We start from the raw sequence: 21865 nt of genomic DNA on the forward strand, positions 1-21865 counted from the left end.
AGGGGCCGACAGCCACCCCACGCAAGGCCGACCGCGTCACGGCTGCGGGGGTTCCTGCCGTGAGATGGGCTGCTCCGTCCAGATGGTCTTGCCCGACTCGCTGTAGCGGCTGCCCCAACGCGACGTGACCTGAGCCACCAGGAACAGCCCCCTCCCGCCCTCGTCGGTGCTGACGGCCCTGCGCAGCCGCGGGTGGCTGTTGCTCGTGTCGGTGACCTCGCACACCAGCACCTGGTCACGGATCAGGCGCAGGCCGACGGAACCACCGGCGTAGCGCATCGCGTTGGTGACCAGTTCGCTGACCACGAGTTCGGTGGTGAAGACCAGATCGTCGAGACCCCATCGGTCCAATTGCGCGCTGACGAGTCGTCGCGCCCGGGCGACCGCCTCCAGATCGTTGGGGAACTCCCACTCGGCCACGTCGGCGGAGGCGATCGCCCGAGTCCGGGCCAGGAGCACGGTGGTGTCATCGGCGTGCCGACGACCGTGGGCGGCCGAGGCGGCGAGATCCATGCCCGCGGCCTCCAGCGGCCGCCCCGGCCGGCACGCGTCGCGCAGGCGGTCGATCAGATCGGCGTCGACCGCACTGCCGGAGCCCGCGCCGGCGACGTCACCGGTGAGGAGCCCGTCACTGTACAGAGCGATCACGCTGCCGGGATCCAGTTCGATCTCGACCATCTCGAACGGCATGCCGCCGACCCCGAGGAACGGGCCCGGGGTGACGTCGATCAGGGTCACGCTCCCGTCGGGGGCGACCACGGCCGGTGGAGGATGGCCCGCGCTGGCGAACCGGCACAGCCGCGTCACCGGGTCGTAGACCGCGTAGAGACAGGTGGCGCCGACGGCGTCGGGGTGCTCCGCCTCGGCGGCCATGCGCTGGACCAGGTCGTCCAGACGGGTCAGCAACTCGTCGGGCCCGAGGTCGAGATCGGCGAGCGTGTGGATCGCCGTCCTCAGGCGTGCCATGGTCGCCGTCGCGGGCAACCCGTGGCCGATGACGTCACCGATCACCAGCGCCGTCCGCAACGACGACAGCGGGAGCGCGTCGAACCAGTCCCCGCCGACACCCGTGTCCCCCGCGGCCGCCTGGAAGAAGCCGGCCGTGTCCACGGCGGCGGTGCTGCCCGAGACCGGCGGCCGGAGACTGCTGCGCAGCGCCGCCACCGTACGGCGCTGATGGGTGTAGCGGCGGGCGTTGTCGATGGCGAGGGCCGCGAGGTTCATGATCTCCTTCATCAGCTTCGCGTCCTGCCCGTCGAAGGAGTACGGCCGCCGCGTGCGAAACACCTGGGCGTACCCCAGGACGTGCCCGCGCGCCACCAGCGCGGCTCCCATGGACGCGTGCGCGCCCGCGGGAGTCATACGGCGTACGCCGGGGCCGTTGCCGAGGAACTCCAGGTAGTCGCCGGGCCCGTTGCCGACCAGCACGTCCCCTCGCTCCAGGTTGCGGAAGCCGGGCCCGTCGGGCACCTCCGGCAGCAACTCGCCCACGGCCACCTGGTCGTCGGGCCAGGGGCCGTGCATGTTCTTCACGGCGGCGCGCCGGAAGTCGCCGCGCAGGCCCTCCACCCGGCGAGGCGGTTCCGTGCCGGAACCGAGCCCCTCGAAGAACTCCACGGCCGCGAGGTCACCCAGCGCGGGCACCAGAAAGTCCACCAGGTCCTCGGCGATGCGTTCGGCCACCAGGCTCCGGCTGATTCCGCGAGAGGCCCGGTAGACGAGGTCCAGCCTGTCCGCCGACCGGAAGCGTTCGGTGACGTCGATGAGCGAGGAGAACGCCCCGTCGATCCGCCCCCACAGGTCGCGCACCGGGGCGGCGGTCAGCGCGTAGACGCGGTCCCGGGCGTCCGGTACGGCCCCACGGAGGAGGCCGGACTCGTCCACCACGGACACGCCCGTCGCCATGACCTCACGCAGCACGTCGCTCGCGGATCCCTCCACACCCAGCCGCGGCATCTCGCGGAGAAGATCCCCGCCCGCGCTCAGCCGCCCGGCGCGGGCGACCTCCGGACTGCTGCGCCGCACCCGCAGCTCGCTGTCGTGAAGGGTGATCTGGAACTCCTCCTGCCGCAGCGCCGCCAAGCCGATGGCCAGGCTGTCGCGCCAGTCCGCCAGGGTGTCCATCGGGAGGCCGAGTACGAGGACGCCGTCACCCTCGGGGCTCGAGGCGAGCGGCATGAGCCGCACCCAGACGTCCACGGTGCCGCCGTCCCGATGACGCAGGCCGAGCACCCTGCCGCCCGGGGCGCCCCCACAGGGCTCGGGTCCCCCGAGGGGGCGGCGCAGGGCGACCAGATCCCGTGCCCGACGGCCCAGGGGCGCCGGATTCGGGCCCTGGTGACCGAGCAGGCGGGCCGCTCCGGGAGTCCACGAGACCAGGATGCCGTTGCGGTCCACCACGGCGGCGACGGTCCCGTCCAAAGGCGTCGGCGGGCTGGGGTCGGCCTGGCGGGGACCGTTCATGAGACCTCCGGAGCACCTCGGGATGATCGCCCCATTCTGGTCGCATCCGCCCGCCCGGCTCGGTAAAGAGACACGCCGAGTCGTCGGCTCGGGGTACGCGCCGAGCACGGGCCACGGCGACCCGCAGGTCGACCGCCGTCACCGCCGCCACTCACGGCGGGTGGTGAGGCCGACACCGAGGTGGTGCAGGCGGGTGGAGACGCCCTGTCGATGAGCAAGTCCGATGGGTGGTCTTCCCGTTCGACGGTCTGTGATCATGGAGGGGGTGCGGCGGAAGGAATTGCGCGTATGTCGTGGGGGTATGGCTTTCACCCGTTGACTCTCGGGGTGAGATTCGTGTTGGAGCTGCTGGCTCTGACGTGCTTCGGGCTCTGGGCCTGGGCAGCCGTGCCGGCTCCCCTGCGGTACGTCTCCGTTGTCGCCGTTCCGCTGGCTGTGGCTGCGCTGTGGGGAGTGTTCGCCACCCCGGACGACGCGTCCCGGTCCGGGGGGACGGTGATTGCGACACCTGGTCCGCTGCGGTTCCTGCTGGAGCTGGCTGTGTTCTTCGGCAGTGCGGCGGCGCTGTACGCCGAGGGGTACCACGGCCTCGCCGTGATCCTCGCCGGTGCGCTGATCGTGTACCACCTGCTGTCGTGGGACCGGGTCCTGTGGCTGCTCAGGCACTGAGTCCGCCCCGGCGGCATCACCAGGAGAACCAGCCGGGAGTGGCCGAGTAGACCTGCGGCGTGTAGTCACACCTGCCTTCACCGACGGCCTCGGCCGTCAGCTGCGCCGCCCGCTCTTCGCCGCCGGCGTCCACCCTGTCGGCAGCCACCACGAAAGCCAGGGCGGCCACCATGCAGGCGATCAGGAACGGAGGGCGGGAGGGCGTGCTCCGCATCGTCGCGGTCGCCGCGCCGACGACGGCCATCAGGAACGCGCCGGCGACCAGCGCGAGCGCCACGAGTGTGAGGTGGTTCAGAGCGGGTGACTGGTGGCACAGCACGTACTGGCGGCCCGACCGCAGACCGTGCACCCGCTCGAACGACGCGATCGACGCCAGCACGGAGCCGAACGCGAAGACGTGCCACGGCCGCACCGTGGCGCGCTGATCGGTCACTACGTCGCTCACGGTGCCCCCCGGTCGCCGTCGCGGCCCACATCCGTGCCGCACTCTACAGAGGTGGAGGCGCGGCGACTTCGGCCGGGAGCCTCCGAGCCGCAGGGGAACCTGGCCCCTGGGCGAGGGGGAGAGCAGTCCCTCGCCGTCGCCCCCGCCCGGAGGGGCCTCAGCGGTCTCCAGCGGCCGCAAGATCCCCGTCCTCGACCGCCGCACGGTGAGGCCGGTGCGCGCCCTCCCCGCCGGGCGCGGGGGCGTGCCGCTCGGCGACCGTGCGGCGCTCGGTCATGCTGCGGGAGGGAGTGGTGAGCACGGCGAGGCAGCCGACGACCAGGGTGACGCCTGCCCAGCCCAGCAGGGGGAGGTGCTCGCCGACGACGAGGACGGCGAGCATGGCCGCGACGGCGGGTTCCAGAAGGGACAGCGTGGTGGCGGTACTCGGCGGGACCTGTGCGAGGCCCCAGCCGAACAGGACGTAGCCGAGGAACATGGGGACGAGGGCCATGTAGGCACCGACGGCCGCGTTGGGCCCTGACTCCAGCAGGGGAGCGCCGGTGGCCAGGAGTACGGGGAGGAGCAGCAGTCCGCCGATCCCGAAGACGCTGCCCATGGCCGCGGCGGAGCTCACGCCGCGGTGGATGAGGCGGTGCGCCGCCCAGGAGTAGAGGGCGTAGGTGAGCCCGGCGACCAGGCCGAGGCCCACGCCGAGCACGGTCGTGCCGACGGAGCGGGCTTCGGGACCGGAGGGCGCGCCGGCGGATTCGGCCACACAGAGCAGGACGGTTCCGGACAGTCCCAGAACCGCCCCCGTGATCCAGCGACGGGTGAGTCGGCGGCCGTCGGCGACCCGTTCGATCAGCGCGGAGGCGAGCGGGGCGGAGCCGATCGAGACCACCGTTCCGGCGGCGACCCCTGCCAGGTGCATGCTGCTGTAGAACGCCAACGGGTACGCGGCCACGGCCAGGGCGCCGAGCAGCACCACACCACGCCGCGCGCGCAGGCGGGGGGCCTCGCGTCGGATCCGGGGCGCGGCGATCAAGGCCTGGAGCAGTCCGCCCAGGCCCATGGCGACGGCCCCGATCGCCAGCGGTCCCACGGCCGGGGCGAACGTCGCGGCGGTGCCGGTCGTGCCCCACAGCAACGAGGCGGCCAGGACGCACAGCGACCCCATGCCCGCGGACGCGGTCCTGCGTCCCTCGGGCCTGTTCACAGCCGCGCCAGCAGGTCGGCTGCCATCGCCCGCGCACGCTCGACCCGCGTTGCCGAGCCCTCGAGGCCCGCACGTGCCATCGCTCCTTCCAGCAGGAACGCCAACTGCTCGGCCACCGCCCGGGCTTCCTCGGGCCGGTCGGGCACCAGCTGTCCGACGTGCTCGGCGAGCAGGGCCTCGACCTCTTCCTTGTGACGGCGTACCACGTCCCGGCCCTCGTCCCCGGCGGGCAGCTCGGCCGCCGCGTTGAGCAGTCCGCAGCCACGGAATCCGCGCTCGTAGGCGAAGTGGGCATGGTCGGCGTAGGCGTCGAAGACCGCCAGTACTCCGTCGCGGCCGTCCCGGGCGCCCTGGAGCCGGTCCCGGTACAGGCCGAGCCATTCCTCGTGCCGAGCGTCGAGGTACGCCAGCACCAGTTCGTTCTTGGAGGAGAAGTTGTTGTACAGGCTCATCTTCGCGACGCCCGCTTCGGCGGTGATCGCGTCGATGCCGGTGGCCGACACGCCGTCCGCGTAGAAGCGCCGGGCGGCCGCGGCGAGCAGCTTCTGTCGCGCGGCTCCTCGCCGTCTCGCGGGCCGCGGTGTCGCGGGCGCGGTCTCGGGCATGCCACTCCTCCTCTGATTAGGTAGACCAGTCTACCTAATCAATTGGGGGGTCGTGCGCCCGGGGACGCGGAGCGTCGGAGGGGGCCGGTGAGGCGAGCGCGACGGACGGAACGCCGCGCCGTCGGCGGCCGGGTGGTCGGACGCCGAAGTCGACCGCGGTGAGGGGAGTTGTTCACGCAGGGCGCGGAGCGCCTGTCGGTTCCCGGGCGCGGAACATACGAAAGGCAAGGAGAGTTCTCTCCTTGCCGCTCTCAACTTATAGCGCACAGGGGGACTTGCCACAAGGCCCCGGTCAGGGCGCACAATCGTCGGCCTATGCCCACAACCTGCGGAAACGGGGTCCCGACGGTGTGTTTCGTCGGCGACGTCCGCGGGATGTGGTGACGTCGGACGGTGGCGGGACAGGAGGGCGGCCGCGGGTGCTCGACACGGGGGGTGCCTGCCTGCGCACCGCCCGGTCGGGGCGGAGCGGCCGGCCGGCCCGCCAGAGGCAGGGCAACGAGGGATGAGGACGTGCGCGACAACAGGTTCGACGGAGTGGAAGGCGCCGGTGACCCGATCGGCCACCGCAGTGACAGGGAGAACGGCAGCCTCGGAGGTGTCGCAGTGAGCGAGCAGTACGTGCTGGACCTTCAGGAAGCCGACGCGGCGCAGGTCGCGGTCGTCGGCGGCAAGGGCGCGCACCTGGGCGAACTGTCCCGGATCGAAGGCGTCCACGTGCCGGGCGGCTTCTGCGTGACGACGGACGCCTTCCGGCGGGTCATGGCGGAAGCACCGTCGATCGATGATCTGCTCGACCGGTTGTCGCGCGTGGACGCGGACGACCGGGAGGCCATGCGCACGCTCAGCGCGCGGATTCGCCGGACCATCGAAGGGACCGCCGTCCCGGGCGATCTCGCGACGGCGATCACCCGCGCGCTCGACCGGTGCGGTGAGGAAGCCGCGTACGCCGTCCGGTCCAGCGCGACGGCGGAGGACCTGCCGACCGCCTCGTTCGCCGGCCAGCAGGACACCTACCTGAACGTCGTGGGGGCGCCGGAGATCCTCCGGCACGTCCGCCGCTGCTGGGCCTCGTTGTTCACCGAGCGGGCCGTGACCTACCGCCGGCGGAACGGCATCGACCACCGCACGGTCCACATGGCCGTGGTCGTGCAGCGGATGGCCTTCTCCCACGCGGCCGGCATCCTGTTCACGGCCGACCCCGTCACCGGAGACCGGAAGGTCGCCACCGTGGACGCCGGCTTCGGTCTCGGCGAGGCCCTGGTCTCCGGCCTGGTGAACCCGGACGTCTTCAAGGTGCGGAACGGCGAAGTCGTCGCCAGGACGATCGGCGCCAAGCAGCGTGCCGTTCACGCCCTGCTGGAGGGCGGTACGGAGGAAGTGGCGATCGCCCCGCAGCTTCAGGAGCAGCCGGCCCTGACGGACGAGCAGGTCGTACGGCTCGTCCGGCTGGGGCGACGGATCGAAGCGCACTTCGGCCGCCCGCAGGACATCGAATGGTGCCTGGTCGACGACGACTTCCGGATCGTGCAGAGCCGGCCGATCACGACGCTGTTCCCGATCCCCGAGGCCGGCGACCAGGAGAAGCACGTCTATGTCTCCGTCGGCCACGGGCAGATGATGACCGACCCCATGAAGCCCCTGGGGTTCTCCATGTGGCAGCTCACGGCCATGGTGCCGATGCACGAGGCCGGCGGGAGGCTGTTCGTCGACGTCACCCGGCGCCTGGCCTCGCCCGCGAGCCGCGCTGCCCTCCTGGACGCGGTGGGCAAGGGGGATCCGCTGGTCAGGGACGCTCTGGAGACCGTCCTCGAACGTGAGGACTTCATCCCGTCGCTCCCGGACGTGGTCCCCGGCGGACCTCCGGCCGCCGGCGCGCCCGACCCGATCGAGACCGATCCGGCCGTCGTCGCCGAGCTGATCGAGCGCAGCGAGGTGTCCATCGCCGCCCTGGAGCGTGACATCCGGACGAAGAGCGGACCGGCGCTGTTCGACTTCCTGCTGGAGGCGTTCGAGGAACACAAGCGGGTGCTCAGCGATCCGCTGAGCTTTCAGGCGCTCATGGCGGGGATGGAGTCCACATGGTGGCTCAACGACAAGCTGGGGGAGTGGCTGGGCGAGAAGAACGCGGCTGACACGCTCACCCTGTCGGCTCCCGACAACATCACGTCGGAGATGGGACTGGCGCTGCTCGACGTCGCGGACGTGATCCGCCCGCACGCGGAGGTGGTGTCCTTCCTGCAGGGCGTCGAGGACGACGGCTTCCTGGACGAGCTGCCGAAGCTCACGGGCGGCACCGAAGCACGCGACGCCATCGAGACGTACCTCGACCGGTACGGCGTGCGCTGCGTCGGCGAGATCGACATCACGAGGCCGCGTTGGCGCGAGCGCCCTTCCACGCTCGTGCCCGTGATCCTCGACAACGTCAGGAACTTCGACCCGGGCGCAGCCGAACGGCGCTTCGAGCAAGGGCGGGAGAAGGCGCAGAAGAAGGAACAGGACGTGCTGGCACGCCTCCGCGCCCTGCCGGACGGAGAGCGGAAGGCCGACGAGACCAAGCGGATGATCGATCGGGTCCGCACCTTCATCGGATACCGGGAGTACCCGAAGTACGGCATCATCAGCCGCTACTTCGTCTACAAGCAGGCCTTGCTGGAGGAGGCCGGGCGCCTCGAACGGGCCGGTGTGCTCGCCGACAAGGAGGACGTCTTCTACCTCACGTTCCAGGAGTTCCACGAAGTCGCGCGCTCGAACCGGGCCGACGGCCGACTGATCGAGCAGCGCAAGGAGGCGTTCCGGTCGTACCACGCGCTCACGCCGCCCCGGGTGCTCACGTCGGACGGTGAGGCCGTCACCGGGTCGTACCGGCGCGACGACGTGCCGGCCGGCGCCCTGACCGGACTGGCGGTGTCCGCCGGGACCGTCGAGGGGAGGGCCCGCGTCATCCTCGACATGGCGGACGCCGATCTCGAAGCGGGCGACATCCTGGTCACGCCCTTCACGGACCCCAGCTGGTCGCCGCTGTTCGTCGGCATCGCGGGCCTGGTGACCGAGGTGGGCGGCCTGATGACCCACGGCGCGGTGATCGCCCGGGAGTACGGCCTGCCGGCCGTCGTGGGCGTGGAGCAGGCCACCCGGCTGATCCGCGACGGGCAGCGGATCCGCGTGCACGGCACCGACGGCTACGTCGAGATCCTGTCCTGACCGGAGGTCTCCAAGCCTCCGGCCGGCGGGGGCGCGAGGGCGTGGGCGGGGAAGAGCGGCTGCCGGCTCGGGGGTCGCGCAGGCAGGATCCTGGTCCGTCGACGGACGTTCTGGCCCGTCGACGGACCCTCGGGCGGGGGAGTGACGCCGACCGAGCCCGCGGCGTCCCGCCGCCCGCGCCGACGAACTCGGCCACGGCACTGCAAGGGAGCACAAGCGTCATCTCCCTTCGGTCTTCTCGCACTTCTGCACACGATTGCGCTTGTGCACCGGCGTCCTCGGCGACGCCCGCGAGATCCACATCGAGTATTGCGAACGGTGGAGCTCATGACCTTTGACCACTGAGGCGGCCACCGGTGGTGGCGATCCGTGAGGTGGCCTCTCCACCGGCGTTCCCCTTCTCGAGGCGCGCCCCGAATCCGACGGCTTCACACAGTGGGTGACCCGGCTTGGAAGTCGTAGCAGAACAGGCCTTCCCCGCCGCCCGCGAAGAGGGCGAAACCATCGCGGCTCCAGGCGCAGGACATCAGACGGGAGTCCGTGCGCATCATGGTCAGCGGCTCGTCGCGGCCGGCTTCCCGGACGAGCAGCGCACCACCGATGCTCGTCGTGGCGATGCGTGCGCCGTCGGAGCTCACCGCTACCGAGGTCACTGCGCCTCCGTGTCCCCTCAAGGTCCTCACCACCGCACCTGTGGCCACGTCCCAGATCCGCACGGTGCCGTCGTCGCCGGCGGTGATGATCTGCCGGCCGTTCTCGCCGACGACCAGTACTTCCACCGAGCCCACGTGCCCGGTCTGCAGCTGCTCGTGGGACCTGGTGTCGGGGTCCCACAGTCGAACCGTCGCGTCCTCGCCCGCGGTGACGAACCAGCTGCCGTCCGGGCTGAACGCCACCGCGTTGACCGCGCCACGGCGGCCCCAGAAGCGGTTGGCGATCTCCCCCGTGGCCGGATCCCAAAGGCGCACCACTCCGTCGTCACCCCCACTCACCAGCAGGTTTCCGTCGGGATGGTAGGCGACCGACTTCACCGCACCCGTGTGACCCGTCAGGGTTCGAACGGCGCTCCCGGCAAAGGTCAGCCAGAGCCTGATGGTGCCGTCGTCCCCGGCAGTCGCGAGGTAGACCTCGTCGGGGCTGAGGACCACGGCGTTCACAGCGCCCGTATGACCGGTCCAGGTGTCGATGCACGTACCCGTCGACGCGTCCCAACTACGTACGATGCCGTCCTCGCCGGTCGTGGCGAGGATGCCCCGTGCGCCGGCCGTCACCGTGGTGATGGCGCCGGCACGCCCGGTCAGAGTCTCGATCGGGGTGCCGGTGGCCGGGTCCCACATACGGATGGACCTGTCGTTGCCGGCGGTAGCGAGCCACGTGCCGTCCGGGCTGAAGGCCACCGCGTTCACGGCACCGGTGTGGCCCGTGAGCGTCCTCAACGACTCACCGGTCGCCGGATCCCGGATCCGGACCGTCTTGTCGTCACTTCCGGAGGCGATCCGCGAACCGTCCGGGCTGACGGTGAGTGCCCTGATCCAATCCGCGTGGCCGGTGAGTGTGCGGAGGAGCCTGCCCGTGGCCGGATCCCAGATGCGGAGGGACCTGTCGTTGCCGGCGGTGGCGAGCCACGTGCCGTCGGGGCTGATGGCCACATCGGTCACCCAACCTGTGTGGCCGGTGAGTGTGCGGAGTGCGGTTCCGGTGGTGGGGTCCCAGATACGGACCGTCTTGTCGTTCGAGGCGCTGGCGAGCCAGGTGCCGTCGTGACTCACGGCGGCTGAGTTGACGGCTGCCGTGTGGCCGGTGAGTGTGCGGAGAGGGGTTCCGGTGGCCGGGTCCCAGAGACGGATGGTGCCCTCGTCGCCCGTTGTCGCGAGCCACGTGCCGTCGGGGCTGATGGCCACGCCGGTCACCCATCCTGTATGGCCGGGAAGAGTCCGCAGGGTTGTGCCGGTGGCGGGGTCCCAGATACGGACGCTCTTGTCGTTGCCGGCCGTGGCGATCCATGCGCCGTCCGGGCCGGCGCCGACGGAGTTCACGTATTCGGTATGACCCGTCAGGGTGCGGATCAACGCCGGGTCCGGCAGGTCGGGCGGGGACCATCTGTTGACCAGAGCAGGGGTGACTGCGAGGAGCGCGGAGGGGTCCCAGTGCGGCGCATCGGTGATCCTGCTGCACAGGATCGCGTCGAGCGCGTGGCTCGGAGTGGTGGGGGAGAGGAGGTGGGCCGCGCGCGCCAGCTGCCTCGACAAGGACAGCGCGGTGCGGGTGCCGATGCGCTCCAGATCACGGCAGATTGCGGTCGGGCCCCGCTGATGCAGCCGAGCACGCACCCATAACAGACTGCCCGCCGCGGCCTCCGCCTGCACGGTATGCCCCGCATCCACCAGGTGCTCGATGAGATGGTCCTGAACGTACCCCTCGGACGACTCCCACCACGCCGCGCCGGCGGCCGGATCAGGAGGGAGGGTGGCGGCGATCGCGCTCAGCAGCGCGGCATTCACCGCCGGAACATCCGACGCCAGCTCGGCGCGCAGATAGTCACGTACGACGTCATGCAGAGCGACGGCTCCGCCGGGGACGCCGGCATCGATCGTCAGCAGCGACAGATCCGCCATCGTCAGCAGCGACAGATCCGCCATCTGTTTGCACAGCAGCCGCGACCTCGCCTCGTCCAGTCCCCCGGTGACCCTCCACAGGAGCGCGATCACGGGGAGCGGGATCGCTTCGTCCTCCGCGAACACACCGAGCTCGGCGAAGCGCCGGTCGCCCTCCGACGGAAGGAGAGTGGTCGCCGCCTGGATACTCGCCCGCACCGCGGTGTTGCGGCGGTCCGGATCATCGAGGTTCAGGAAGCCCCGGACAGCGCGGTGAACTGCGCCAGCACTACCGCGAAATAATGGAGGACCGGCTCGGCGCCCTCGGACTCGCCCTTTCTGGGCGGTTCCTCCCACGGTAGGATACCCATGGGGGTATGTGAGGAGGTTGGTGTGCAACTCGACATGAGTGCCGAGGAACTGAAGGCGGCGCTGAACCGGCTGCGGCGGGCGCAGGGTCAGCTCGCGGGAGTGATCAAGATGATCGAGGAGGGTCGGGACTGCGAGGACGTCGTCACGCAGCTGTCGGCGGTCTCCAAGGCGCTGGACCGGGCAGGGTTCTCGATCATCGCGACGGGCCTGCAGCAGTGCATGACCAGCGAGGACCCGCAGGTACAGGACTCCACGCAGATGCGCTCCCGGCTGGAGAAGCTGTTCCTTTCCCTGGCCTGAGAGTTTTCGCATCCCGTGGGGCCTGCCGCAAACGCACCGACAACGGGGCGTCCGCGGCTGGCCCCACGGGTCTTCCACAGCAGGACGCCGGTCGCCATCACGGCGGCCACGGTCAGCAGCAGTGTGCCGAAGACCCGCTGCAGGCCGGCGGGCTGGTCCTTCGCGGACAGCCGCTTGCCGTCGCAGGCGCCCAGGACCGCCGTCGCGATGAACGGCATGATCAGGGACCAGTCCAGGCTGACCTGGGTGGACGCGCGGGCCGCGAGGGCGACCGCTTCGTTGGCGATGATGACCGGCAGGCTGGTGCCGACGGCGGCGCTCATCGGTGCCGCCAGTGCCGTCACCAGGGCAGGGACGGCGAGGAAGCCACCGCCGACGCCGAGGAATCCGGTCACCGCGCCCAGCACGGCCCCCGCTCCCGTTGCGCGGGGCGCCGACGCCGTCGCGTCCTCGGACGGTGTCCGCCGGCGCAGCATGCGCAGCCCGGCGAACATGGCGAGGGCTGCGAATGCCATGGTCGGCACAGCGGCGGGAATGCGTGCGGACAGCAGGCCGGCCGCCGCGGCGAACAGCAGACCGGCCCGCCAGCGCACCATTCCCGCCCGGGCGGGAGCCAGCGGCGCGGTGAGCGAGGTGACGATCACGATGATCAGGCTGGCGGTAGTGGCCTCGGCCGGGCTGAAGCCGAGCAGGTAGATCAGGGCGGGGACGGTCAGGATGCTCCCGCCAGCCCCAAGTGCCCAGGGCGAGACCTACCAGAGCCCCGGCGAGCAGCACGAGAACGAACGCGGTCATGTGACCGTGCCCGCCGCCCCGTGCGCGTCCTTCACGGGCAGACCCGGATCGGCCCAGGCGCACATCCCGCCCGTGACGTCGACCGCCGCAACACCGCGCTCGGCGAGCAGGTGCGCGGCCTGCTGGGAGCGGTTCCCGGAACGGCAGATCATGGGTGTTTCACGAGCGACCGCCTATGAAACAACCCGGGGCGTTGACCACCCGGCACCCGGGATTCCGTACGCGATTGGTCAGCGGTGCCCGCCGGTGCGCGGAGGCGGGGCACGGCGGCGGCTCACCCTACTGGACCCTTCGTACTCCGTCCGCCCGGCGCCTCGGCCAGGGCCGCCCCGAGGGGGCCCTGGCGGAGCGTGTGTCGGTCAGGTTCGGGGGTGGTCGGTCATCCAGCGGGCGGCGAGGAGGCCCGAGGCCGCGGTGAGGACGGTGGCGGCGAGGACAGTGGCATCCAGGCCCAGCGCGTCGGCGAGGACGCCCGCCGTCAGGGCGCCGACGGCGTAGCCGATGTCGCGCCAGAACCGGTAAGTGCCGAGGGCGTGGGCCCGCCAGGAGGGGTGGGCGTGGTCGGAGACGGCGGCGATGAGCGCCGGATAGACCAGCGCGGTGCCGAGACCCAGGCCGAAGGCGGAGAGGACTCCGGCGAGAAGAGGGCGGTCGAGGAGGAGGGCGAGGAGGAGTGCCGCCGCCTGGACCAGCATGCCCGTCACGACGAGCGGCTTGCGGCCGACCCTGTCGGCGAGGTGGCCGGCCGGGATCTGGCCGATGCCCCACACGAGCGGGTAGAGCCCCTTGATCAGGCCGATCGCGGCGATGCCGAGTCCGTGATCGGCGAAGAGAAGCGGAAAGACGCCCCAGGTCAGGCCGTCGTTGAGGTTGTTGACCAGACCCGCCTGGCTGGCACCACGTAGCGACCGGTCGCGCCATGACGTACGGGCGAAGGTCTCCTTGAAGGACGGCCTGCCGTTCTCGCCGCCCGGGGGCGCCGGGTGGCGGGAGAGTTCGAGGGCCAGGTGGGCGGCGGTGTCCTTGGCCAGGAGGGACAGTCCGAGTCCGGCGGCGAGGAAGACCACGCCGATGAGCTCGGGGGCGGGGCGCAGCCCGTAATGGTTGGCGAGATAGCCGGTGAGCAGGGCGGTGGCACCGACCGAGACGTAGCCGGCGGCCTCATTGAGGCCGGTGGCGAGCCCCCGGCGGCCGGGTCCCACGAGGTCGATCTTCATATTGACGGTCATCGACCACGTCAGCCCCTGGTTGACGCCGAGCAGGACGTTCGCGGCCACGATCCACCACCACGAAGGCGCCCACGCGAGGACGAACGGCACGGGTGCGCCGATCAGCCAGCCCGCCAGCAGGAGCTGCCTGCGCCGGAAACGGGCGGTGAGCACACCGGCGGCAAGGTTCGTGAGCGCCTTGGCGAGGCCGAAGGCGACGATGAACGAGAAGACGGCCAGGTTCCCGGCGAGCCCGAAGACCTCGGTGCCGATCAGGGGGACCGTCGTCCGCTCCAGACCGACGAGCGCCCCGACCGCCGCCGTGACGAGGACGAGCAGGACGAACTGCGCCCGGTTCTCCCGAAGGCCCAGCCGCACGGCGCCGGGCGAGGGGGCGACGGGGGGCGAGCGCCGCCTCGCCGTGATCCCTCGTGTCATCTCGATCTCTCCTATCCACTCCGATATCCGCAGACCACCATACCCCCACGGGTATTTTCTCCGCCCCTTCCCGCAGAAGTGGGGACCGTGACGGGGGATACCCCTAGGGGTATTTGACTTCTCTCGCCGCCTCTGCCTACAGTCGGCGTCGTAAGTACCCCGGGGGGTATCTGAAAGGGTGACCTTCCATGCGTGAAGTGGATCTGGACGTCTTCGCCTCCGAACTGGCGGAGGGCGCCTTCGCCATCGACGTACGGGAACCGGACGAGTACCGCGCCGGTCACGTACCGGGGGTGCGCACCGCACCGCTCTCCGAGCTCGGCGCCCACCTCGCCGCGCTCCCCGCCGACCGGCTCGTCTACGTGATCTGCGCGAGCGGCAACCGGAGCGCCTGGGCCGCGGAGCACCTGGAAGCCGCCGGCCTCCGCGCGGTCTCGGTCGCGGGCGGCACCTCCGGGTGGGCCCGTGCCGGTCGCCCGGTCGTGCGCGGCACGGATGTCCGGGCCGCCTGAACGGCCGGCCGCCCACCCTCAGCGCACTTCTTCCCGTCTCGCGTGGCTTCCGCTCCGCGACCGCTTTCTCCGTCGAAAGGTTCGCCGTGTTCTTCGCCCAGTACTACCTCGACTGCCTGTCCCAGGCGTCGTACATGATCGCCGACGAGCAGACCGGTCAGGCGGTCGTCGTGGACCCGCGCCGGGACGTGTCGGAATACCTCGCCGATGCGCGGGCGCACGGGTTGACCGTGGTCGGCGTGATCAACACCCACTTCCACGCGGACTTCGTCGCCGGCCACCTGGAGATGGCCGACGAGACCGGCGCGTGGATCGGTTACGGCTCGCGGGCGGAGACGGAGTACCCGGTCCGTCACCTCGCCGAGGGCGAGCGGATCGCCCTGGGCGATGTGGTGCTGGAGGTCATGGAGACACCGGGGCACACCCCGGAGTCGATCAGCGTCCTCGTCTACGAACACGCCGTCGACGCCGTCCCGTACGGGGTCCTGACGGGTGACGCGCTGTTCATCGGTGATGTCGGCCGCCCCGACCTGCTGGCGTCGGTGGGCGTGACGGCTGAGGAGCTGGGCGGAATGCTGCACGACAGTGTGCAGAACAAGCTGATGGGCCTCGCGGACGAGGTCCGAGTCTTCCCCGCCCACGGCGCCGGCTCGGCCTGCGGGAAGAACCTGTCGACGGAGAAGTCCTCCACGATCGGGGAACAGCGGGCGACCAACTACGCCTGCGCCCCGATGGGTCGGGAGGAGTTCGTCGCGCTGGTGACGGCGGGACAGTCCGCCGCACCGGGCTACTTCGCCTACGACGCCGACCTCAACCGCAGGGAGCGGCCCCTGTACGACTCCGCAGCCACGGCCCGTCCGCTGTCCCTGGAGGAGTTCGCCGGACTGCGGGCAGGTGGCGCCGTGGCGGTCGACGCGCGTGATCCGCAGGAGTTCGCGGCCGGGCACCTGACCGGTGCGGTGAACGTGCCGGCCGACGGCCGGTTCGCCGAACAGGCCGGCACCGTCCTGGACCCCGCGGAGGAACTGGTGGTGATGGCGCCTCAGAACCGGGAGGAGGAGGTCGTCACCCGCCTCGCCCGCATCGGCTTCGACCGTGTCGTGGGCTACGTCCGCAATCCCCAGGACGCCCTGCGGGTGATGGAGGGTGAGGTCACCCCCGCCAGCCGCCTCACCGCCACCCACCTCAAGACCGTCCTCGCCGGAAACAACCCGCCGCTCGTTGTCGACGTCCGCACCTGCGGCGAGCGCGAGGCCAACGGCTTCATCCCCGAGGCCCTGCACATCCCGCTGAGCGAACTGTCCTCCCGGATCGGCGAACTCCCCACCGACCGGCCGCTGGTCCTGCACTGCGCGGGCGGCCACCGCTCCTCCATCGCCGCCAGCCTGCTGCGCCACCGCGGCATCGAGGACGTCTCCGACATCCTCGGCGGCTGGGCCGCCTGGGCCCTCGCGGCCGGATCCGCCGAGGTCTGACCGCCCGACCGCTCACCAACCGCCGACGGGCACGGAACATCCGGGCTCTTCCCGCCGTGCACCGCCGGCCCGCGCCGGAGCCGGGGGCCGCTATGCCCCGCTCCTCCGCCCCGTCGCGGGCGGGGCCGCACTGCCCCGCCCGCGACCGGCCCCTCACCCCTGTCTGCCTGGGCCGTCGCCACGGCCCACGGTGTACTGCATACCCCCACCCGTATAAACCTTCCGGAGTCCCGCATGAGCGCCGAGCGCACCATCCAGTCGATCACCCCCGCCGTCCTGCACCGTCTCGTCCAGGAGGGCCACGCCCCGCGCCTGCTCGACGTGCGCACCCCGGGCGAGTTCCGCACCGCCCACATCGCCGGCTCGTACAACGTGCCGCTGAGCACCCTGCGCGAGCACCGCGCGGAGCTGCGTTCGCACCTGGACGAGGAGGTGGTGCTCGTCTGCCGTTCCGGACAGCGGGCGAAGGAGGCCGAGCAGGCCCTCGCACAGGCCGGTCTGCCCAACCTCCGTGTCCTGGAGGGCGGGATCACCGCCTGGGAGGCGACGAGCGCTCCCGTGGAGCGGGGCCCCGAGCGGTGGGACATGGAGCGCCAGGTCCGCCTCGTCGCGGGCTCGGTCGTCCTGGCCACCGGCCTCATCGGCATCGCCGTCCCCGGTGCCCACCTCATCGGCACGGCGATCGGCGCCGGCCTGACCTACGCGGCGCTGAGCAACTCCTGCGCCATGGGCGTGCTGCTCTCCAAGCTCCCGTACAACCGCGGCCCGCGCACCGACGTCCGCACCGTGATCGCGGAGCTGCGGAGCGCGTCGTGACCGCCCTCATCGTCGCGGTCTCTCTGCTCATCGGCGTCAGCCTCGGCATCCTCGGCGGCGGCGGGTCCATCCTCACTGTCCCGATCCTGGTCTACCTCGTCGGACAGGACACCAAGGAGGCCATCGCCACGTCGCTGTTCGTCGTCGGCGTCACCAGCCTCGCCGCCCTCATCCCTCACGCGCGGGCCCACCGAGTGCGGTGGAGGACCGGGCTGCTCTTCGGCGCCTTCAGCATGGCCGGCGCCTACGTCGGCGGCCGCGTCGCCGAGTACATCCCCGGCACCGTCCTGCTCATCGCGTTCGCGCTGATGATGCTCGCCACCGCCTACGCGATGCTCCGCAAGCCGCGTGACGGGGCGAAGAAGGTCCGGCCCGCCCACAGCGACCTGCCGCTGAAGCACATCGCGGTCGAGGGTCTCGTCGTCGGCGCCGTGACCGGCCTGGTCGGTTCCGGCGGTGGATTCCTCGTCGTTCCAGCCCTGGCCATACTCGGCGGACTGCCGATGGGCATCGCGGTCGGCACCTCGCTGCTGGTCATCGCGATGAAGTCCTTCGCCGGACTCGCCGGCCACCTCTCCGGCGTCTCCGTCGACTGGGGCATCGCCCTGACCGTGACCGTGGCGGCTGTGATCGGCAGCCTGATCGGCGCCCGCCTCGCCGGACGCATCCCGCAGGACGCGCTGCGCAAGGCGTTCGGCTGGTTCGTCGTCGTCATGGGCGTCTTCGTCCTCGCCCAGCAGCTGGACACCGCCGTCTGGACCCACCCCGCCACTTGGGCCGTCCTCGGAGCCGGGGTGACCATCGCGGTCGCCACCCGAATACGGAGGCGCTCAAGGACGTCCCGCCCTCGGCCGATGGTCCGTGTCCACCAGGATGCGGCATCGAAATAGTGTAAGAACGCTTGCTCCAAGGCGTGCCTGGTGGGGGGCGAAGGGGGTGAATTCCGGTGCAGGTGGACGAAGAATCGATGAAGTCGGTCCTGAAACCGCCTCAGGCGGGCGCAGGGACAGCTGGCCGCCGTGATCGAGATGGTCGAGTCCGGCCGGGAGTGCGAGGACGTCGTCACTCAGCTCGCGGCCAGAAGATCAGCACCCACATCCGGGTCCGCCCCCAGTTCGAGGCCGCCCTCGGCGCCGCCCGCGAGGTCAAGGCGCATGCCCCGCACTGCCGGGTCATCCTCACCGTCTACGAGATGAAGCGGCTCGGCCGCGACGCCGCCGAGCTCACCGCGCTCGCCGACCACCTCACCGTCCCCGGCCTGGTCCTGGAGATGCTCCTAGGTGTATTGACTCGCAGGGTTGTTCACACGGGTGATGGGCGGTTTGCCGCCGAGTGCGGTGTGGCAGCGGTGGTGGTTGTAGGTGTGGAGGAAGTCTGCCAGGGCTTCGGTGCGCTCGTTGTTTGAGTGGTAGGGCTTCAGGTAGGCCCATTCGTCGAGCAGGGTGCGGTTGAAGCGTTCGACCTTGCCGTTGGTCTGCGGCCGGTAGGCACGGGTCAGCTTTCCGGTCGCACCGAGCTCGGCGAGGGCGTTTTTCCAGGCCAGGCCCTTGCGGTAGGCCCAGGCGTTGTCGGTCAGGACTCGCTCGATGTGGTCGATGCCGTGGCTGTGGAAGAAGGCGGCCGCGCGGGTCAGGAAGCCTGCGCAGGTCGCGACCTTCTCGTCGGCGTGGATCTCGCTGTAGGCGAGGCGGGAGTGGTCGTCGACGGCGGAGTGCACGTAGTCGAAGCCCATGCCGCGGATCGGCCGGCCGGCCTCGCGGCCGTTGGTCTTGTGGCCGCCGCCGTCGGGGATCCGGCCGAGTTTCTTCACGTCCACGTGGATCAGTTCGCCGGGCCGGTCGCGTTCGTATCGGCGGATCACCGTGCCGGTCGGCCGGTCCAGCCATGTGAGCCGGTGCAGGTGGTGGCGGGTGAGGATGCGGTGGACGGTGGAGGCGGGCAGGCCCAGGATCGGGCCGATCCGGGCGGGTCCGAGTTTGCGGTCCCGGCGCAGGTCGCAGACCCGGGCCTCGATCGCCGGCGGGGTTCGGTGCGGTGTCGAGTGCGGGCGGCTGGAACGGTCGTGCAGCCCGGCCTGTCCCTCGGCTCGCCAACGGCGGATCCATTTGTGGGCGGTGGCCCGGGAGATGCCCATCTCGGCCGCGACATGAGCGACCGGACGGCCCGATTCGACACGTTCGACCAGCAGTCGTCTCCCGAAGACGGTCAGTCGGGCATTACGGTGGGACACGAAGGCCTCCGTGCGGTGAAGATTCGACACCTCCACCACACACGGGGGCCTTCGCCATGTTCAAGACCCAACCGTGTCAACAACGTCCGTGATCAATACACCTAGGACAGCGACCGCCACGTCCTGACCAGGGCTTCCCGGAGCACGCCGATCTCCTCGGTACTCAGGTCGGCGACCATGCGCTCCTCGAGGCGGCGGGCCGGTTCGGCGTACTCGGCGAGCAGTTGCCGCCCCGGGGTGGCGAGCAGGATGAGGCGCTCGCGGCGGTTGGCGGGATTGGGCTCGCGGCGGATCAGGTCACGGCTCTCCAGCGCGCGGACCATGTCGGCCATCGACTGGGCGGTGACGAAGGAGTCGCGGGCGAGCTGCGCGGCGGAGATGCCGTCGTGCCGCTCCAGCACCGTCAGGGCGGTGTACTGCAGCGCGGTGATCCCGGCGGGCTTCAGCAGCTCCTCGAGGCGGGCGCGCACCGCCAGCTCCGTCCTCTTGATCAGGTAGAGCAGCGAGGTGCTCATGTCCGACCTCCCGTGGTGGTGGTGTTCGGCGCGGGTGGCTGAAGTCCCCGTGGTCGCGCCACCAGGCCGGCGGCGTCTCCCCAGGGTAGGGCATTGACAGGAATCCTGTTGATTATCCAGACTGGCGTTCATCAGGATTCCTGTCGATTCCGGCCCGGGCCGGCGCTTTCGGCATTCCTCTTCCCTCCCTCACGAGAGGCCCCTCATGGATCTTCAGGGCAAGGTCGCCGTCGTCACCGGCAGCGGTCGCGGTCTCGGACTGGCCTACGCACAGGCGCTCGCCGCCGCGGGCGCCGCCGTCGTCGTCAACGACGTCGACAAGGACACCGTCGACGCCGCCGTCGCCTCCCTCACCTCCGAGGGCGGCAGGGCGACCGGCGTCGTCGCGGCCGTCGGCGACGGCGAGGCCGCCCAGCGACTCGTGGACGCGGCGGTCGAGGCGTTCGGACACCTGGACGTGCTCGTCACCAACGCCGGCATCCTGCGCGACCGCGTCCTGTGGAAGATGACCGACGACGACTTCGACGACGTCGTCCGCGTCCACCTCCGCGGCACCTTCACCTGCGCCCGCGCGGCGGCCGTCCGCATGCGCGAACAGGGCACCGGAGGCCGGCTCGTCCTCATCTCCTCGCCCGCCGGCCAGCGCGGCAACTTCGGCCAGACCAACTACGCCGCCGCCAAGGCCGGCATCGTCGCCATGGCCCGCACCTGGGCGATGGAGCTGGGCCGCGCCGGCATCACCGTCAACGCGGTCGTCCCCGTCGCCGCCACCGAGATGACCAGGACCATCCCGGCGTTCGCCCCGGTCATCGACGAGGCCGAGCGCACCGGCGAGCCGCTGCCGGACTGGCTGCGCAAGGACGAGGGCCTCGGCACCGTCGAGGACGTCGCCGGCCTGATCACCTTCCTGGCCTCGGACGCCTCCGACGGCGTGACCGGACAGGCCATCGGCATCGGCGGCGACCGGCTGGCCCTCTGGGCACACCCGAAGGAGAAGGCGGTCGCGTTCGCCGCCGGCGGCTGGAGCGCCGACGCCATCGCCGCCGAGTGGCCGGCCGGCGTCGGCGCCGCGCCCGAGACCTACGGCATCCCCGCGCCCCAGGCCCCGGAGGCGTGAGATGACCGACCGCCCCCACGGGCCCGCGCTCGACCTCGACGCGCTGACCGCCATCGACATGCACACCCACGCCGAGGTCTCCAAGGACGGCCACGGGGCCCTGAGCCCGGAGCTGTTCGGCGCCTCCGAGACGTACTTCAAGGCCCACGGCCACCGGCAGCCGACCGTCGACGAGATGGCCGACCACTACCGGGAGCGCCGCATGGCGGCGGTCGTCTTCACCGTCGACGCCGAACACGCCACCGGTCACCCGCGGATCTCCAACGAGGAGATCGCCGAGAGCTGCGCCGCCCACGCCGACGTCCTGATCCCGTTCGCCAGCGTCGACCCGCACAAGGGCCGCGCGGGGGTGCGCGAGGCACGGCGCCTGGTGGGGGAGTACGGGGTGCGCGGCTTCAAGTTCCACCCCAGCATCCAGGCCTTCTCCCCGAACGACCCGCTCGCCCACCCGCTGTACGAGGCCATCGAGGAACTCGGCGTACCCGCCCTGTTCCACACGGGCCAGACCGGCATCGGCGCCGGCGTCCCGGGCGGCGGCGGCATCCGGCTGAAGTACTCGAACCCGATGCTGGTCGACGACGTCGCCGTCGACTTCCCCGAACTGCGGATCATCCTCGCCCACCCCTCCTTCCCCTGGCAGGACGAGGCGCTGGCGGTGGCCACCCACAAGCCGCACGTGTACATCGACCTGTCCGGCTGGTCGCCGAAGTACTTCCCGCCGCAGCTCGTGCGCTACGCGAACACGCTGCTCAAGGACAAGGTCCTCTTCGGCTCCGACTACCCGGTCATCACCCCCGACCGGTGGCTCGCCGACTTCGAGAAGCTCGACATCAAGCCCGAGGTCCGGCCGAAGATCCTCAAGGAGAACGCCGCCCGCCTGCTCGGCCTGTCCACCGACTGAAGGAGCCG

At 71.1% G+C, this 21865-nt stretch carries 19 protein-coding genes and 2 pseudogenes; 10 read left to right on the forward strand and 11 right to left on the reverse strand.

From position 1 onward, the window contains the following. Positions 1-36 precede the first annotated feature (36 nt). On the reverse strand, positions 37-2463 hold the full coding sequence (locus tag ACE1OA_RS33650) for a SpoIIE family protein phosphatase (RefSeq protein ID WP_432753900.1): 2427 nt from the start codon (positions 2461-2463) through the stop codon (positions 37-39). Between the two features lie 327 nt (positions 2464-2790). Between ACE1OA_RS33650 and ACE1OA_RS33655 the strand changes: the two genes are divergently transcribed. Continuing rightward, positions 2791-3132, forward strand: coding sequence for a YrdB family protein (locus ACE1OA_RS33655; protein WP_384872811.1), 342 nt, complete (start codon positions 2791-2793; stop codon positions 3130-3132). Positions 3133-3148: 16 nt separating this feature from the next. On the opposite strand, the gene ACE1OA_RS33660 is transcribed toward ACE1OA_RS33655, so the two are convergent. From ACE1OA_RS33660 to ACE1OA_RS33670, 3 genes are all read right to left on the reverse strand, one after another. Next, entirely contained in the window at positions 3149-3577 is a 429-nt protein-coding gene (locus ACE1OA_RS33660) for a hypothetical protein (RefSeq protein ID WP_432753901.1), read from the reverse strand. 157 nt (positions 3578-3734) lie between these two features. After that, the gene (locus ACE1OA_RS33665; protein ID WP_432753902.1) at positions 3735-4775 is read right to left on the reverse strand and encodes a DMT family transporter; all 1041 of its coding nucleotides are present in this window, start codon (positions 4773-4775) and stop codon (positions 3735-3737) included. Next, positions 4772-5380 (reverse strand): TetR/AcrR family transcriptional regulator, encoded by a 609-nt coding sequence (locus ACE1OA_RS33670; RefSeq protein ID WP_356601427.1) that lies wholly within the window; start codon positions 5378-5380, stop codon positions 4772-4774. The genes ACE1OA_RS33665 and ACE1OA_RS33670 overlap by 4 nt, the downstream gene beginning before the upstream one ends. A 606-nt stretch (positions 5381-5986) precedes the next feature. Here ACE1OA_RS33670 and rph point away from each other — a divergent pair. After that, positions 5987-8584, forward strand: a complete 2598-nt coding sequence (rph, locus tag ACE1OA_RS33675; RefSeq protein WP_432754123.1) for a rifamycin-inactivating phosphotransferase — start codon at positions 5987-5989, stop codon at positions 8582-8584. 428 nt (positions 8585-9012) lie between these two features. On the opposite strand, the gene ACE1OA_RS33680 is transcribed toward rph, so the two are convergent. Continuing rightward, complete coding sequence (locus ACE1OA_RS33680) at positions 9013-11325, reverse strand: hypothetical protein (RefSeq protein ID WP_432753903.1); 2313 nt, start codon at positions 11323-11325, stop codon at positions 9013-9015. Positions 11326-11571: 246 nt separating this feature from the next. Here ACE1OA_RS33680 and ACE1OA_RS33685 point away from each other — a divergent pair, with 246 nt between their 5' ends. Next, entirely contained in the window at positions 11572-11850 is a 279-nt protein-coding gene (locus ACE1OA_RS33685) for a metal-sensitive transcriptional regulator (RefSeq protein ID WP_384872798.1), read from the forward strand. Between the two features lie 77 nt (positions 11851-11927). Here ACE1OA_RS33685 and ACE1OA_RS33690 read toward each other — a convergent pair. The 3 genes and pseudogenes from ACE1OA_RS33690 to ACE1OA_RS33700 form a co-directional block, all read right to left on the reverse strand. Further along, positions 11928-12645 (reverse strand): annotated as a pseudogene (locus ACE1OA_RS33690) (sulfite exporter TauE/SafE family protein); the annotation flags it as partial. Further along, the gene (locus ACE1OA_RS33695; RefSeq protein WP_384872795.1) at positions 12642-12797 is read right to left on the reverse strand and encodes a rhodanese-like domain-containing protein; all 156 of its coding nucleotides are present in this window, start codon (positions 12795-12797) and stop codon (positions 12642-12644) included. The pseudogene ACE1OA_RS33690 and the gene ACE1OA_RS33695, both read right to left, overlap by 4 nt. Positions 12798-13004: 207 nt before the next feature. Then, the gene (locus ACE1OA_RS33700; RefSeq protein ID WP_384872792.1) at positions 13005-14291 is read right to left on the reverse strand and encodes an MFS transporter; all 1287 of its coding nucleotides are present in this window, start codon (positions 14289-14291) and stop codon (positions 13005-13007) included. A gap of 188 nt (positions 14292-14479) precedes the next feature. Between ACE1OA_RS33700 and ACE1OA_RS33705 the strand changes: the two genes are divergently transcribed. The 5 genes and pseudogenes from ACE1OA_RS33705 to ACE1OA_RS33725 all read left to right on the forward strand — a co-directional run. Further along, complete coding sequence (locus tag ACE1OA_RS33705) at positions 14480-14803, forward strand: rhodanese-like domain-containing protein (protein ID WP_073815243.1); 324 nt, start codon at positions 14480-14482, stop codon at positions 14801-14803. An 86-nt stretch (positions 14804-14889) separates the two neighbouring features. After that, positions 14890-16278, forward strand: coding sequence for an MBL fold metallo-hydrolase (locus ACE1OA_RS33710; RefSeq protein ID WP_221747384.1), 1389 nt, complete (start codon positions 14890-14892; stop codon positions 16276-16278). Between the two features lie 234 nt (positions 16279-16512). Further along, positions 16513-17094, forward strand: coding sequence for a rhodanese-like domain-containing protein (locus ACE1OA_RS33715; protein WP_221747383.1), 582 nt, complete (start codon positions 16513-16515; stop codon positions 17092-17094). Further along, complete coding sequence (locus ACE1OA_RS33720) at positions 17091-17984, forward strand: sulfite exporter TauE/SafE family protein (RefSeq protein ID WP_384872787.1); 894 nt, start codon at positions 17091-17093, stop codon at positions 17982-17984. The genes ACE1OA_RS33715 and ACE1OA_RS33720 overlap by 4 nt, the downstream gene beginning before the upstream one ends. A 120-nt stretch (positions 17985-18104) precedes the next feature. Further along, positions 18105-18185, forward strand: a pseudogene (locus tag ACE1OA_RS33725) (metal-sensing transcriptional repressor); the annotation flags it as partial. Here ACE1OA_RS33725 and ACE1OA_RS33730 read toward each other — a convergent pair. From ACE1OA_RS33730 to ACE1OA_RS33740, 3 genes are all read right to left on the reverse strand, one after another. Further along, positions 18161-18337 carry a hypothetical protein gene (locus ACE1OA_RS33730; protein WP_384872784.1) on the reverse strand — a complete coding sequence of 59 codons (177 nt, stop codon included), beginning with the start codon at positions 18335-18337 and terminating at the stop codon, positions 18161-18163. The pseudogene ACE1OA_RS33725 and the gene ACE1OA_RS33730 sit on opposite strands and share 25 nt — an antisense overlap. 33 nt (positions 18338-18370) lie before the next feature. Continuing rightward, positions 18371-19324 (reverse strand): IS481 family transposase, encoded by a 954-nt coding sequence (locus ACE1OA_RS33735; protein ID WP_432753904.1) that lies wholly within the window; start codon positions 19322-19324, stop codon positions 18371-18373. 101 nt (positions 19325-19425) lie between these two features. After that, on the reverse strand, positions 19426-19839 hold the full coding sequence (locus ACE1OA_RS33740; protein ID WP_384872486.1) for a MarR family winged helix-turn-helix transcriptional regulator: 414 nt from the start codon (positions 19837-19839) through the stop codon (positions 19426-19428). Positions 19840-20044: 205 nt separating this feature from the next. Here ACE1OA_RS33740 and ACE1OA_RS33745 point away from each other — a divergent pair, with 205 nt between their 5' ends. Further along, positions 20045-20956 (forward strand): SDR family oxidoreductase, encoded by a 912-nt coding sequence (locus tag ACE1OA_RS33745; RefSeq protein ID WP_356607954.1) that lies wholly within the window; start codon positions 20045-20047, stop codon positions 20954-20956. A 1-nt stretch (position 20957) separates the two neighbouring features. After that, positions 20958-21857: an amidohydrolase family protein gene (locus ACE1OA_RS33750; RefSeq protein WP_432753905.1), complete on the forward strand. Its 900-nt coding sequence runs from the start codon at positions 20958-20960 to the stop codon at positions 21855-21857. The last annotated feature ends 8 nt before the right edge of the window (positions 21858-21865 follow it).

The sequence above is a fragment of the Streptomyces sp. JL2001 genome (assembly GCF_050917515.1).
Classification (GTDB): Bacteria; Actinomycetota; Actinomycetes; order Streptomycetales; family Streptomycetaceae; genus Streptomyces.

Bases quoted from the DNA above. Each gene is read 5' to 3' on its own strand.
- ACE1OA_RS33650 (WP_432753900.1), bottom strand. From the start codon at position 2,463: ATGAACGGTCCCCGCCAGGCCGACCCCAGCCCGCCGACGCCTTTGGAC.
- ACE1OA_RS33700 (WP_384872792.1), bottom strand. From the start codon at position 14,291: ATGACACGAGGGATCACGGCGAGGCGGCGCTCGCCCCCCGTCGCCCCC.
- ACE1OA_RS33695 (WP_384872795.1), bottom strand. From the start codon at position 12,797: ATGATCTGCCGTTCCGGGAACCGCTCCCAGCAGGCCGCGCACCTGCTC.
- ACE1OA_RS33705 (WP_073815243.1), top strand. From the start codon at position 14,480: ATGCGTGAAGTGGATCTGGACGTCTTCGCCTCCGAACTGGCGGAGGGC.
- ACE1OA_RS33715 (WP_221747383.1), top strand. From the start codon at position 16,513: ATGAGCGCCGAGCGCACCATCCAGTCGATCACCCCCGCCGTCCTGCAC.
- ACE1OA_RS33740 (WP_384872486.1), bottom strand. From the start codon at position 19,839: ATGAGCACCTCGCTGCTCTACCTGATCAAGAGGACGGAGCTGGCGGTG.
- ACE1OA_RS33670 (WP_356601427.1), bottom strand. From the start codon at position 5,380: ATGCCCGAGACCGCGCCCGCGACACCGCGGCCCGCGAGACGGCGAGGA.
- ACE1OA_RS33750 (WP_432753905.1), top strand. From the start codon at position 20,958: ATGACCGACCGCCCCCACGGGCCCGCGCTCGACCTCGACGCGCTGACC.
- ACE1OA_RS33745 (WP_356607954.1), top strand. From the start codon at position 20,045: ATGGATCTTCAGGGCAAGGTCGCCGTCGTCACCGGCAGCGGTCGCGGT.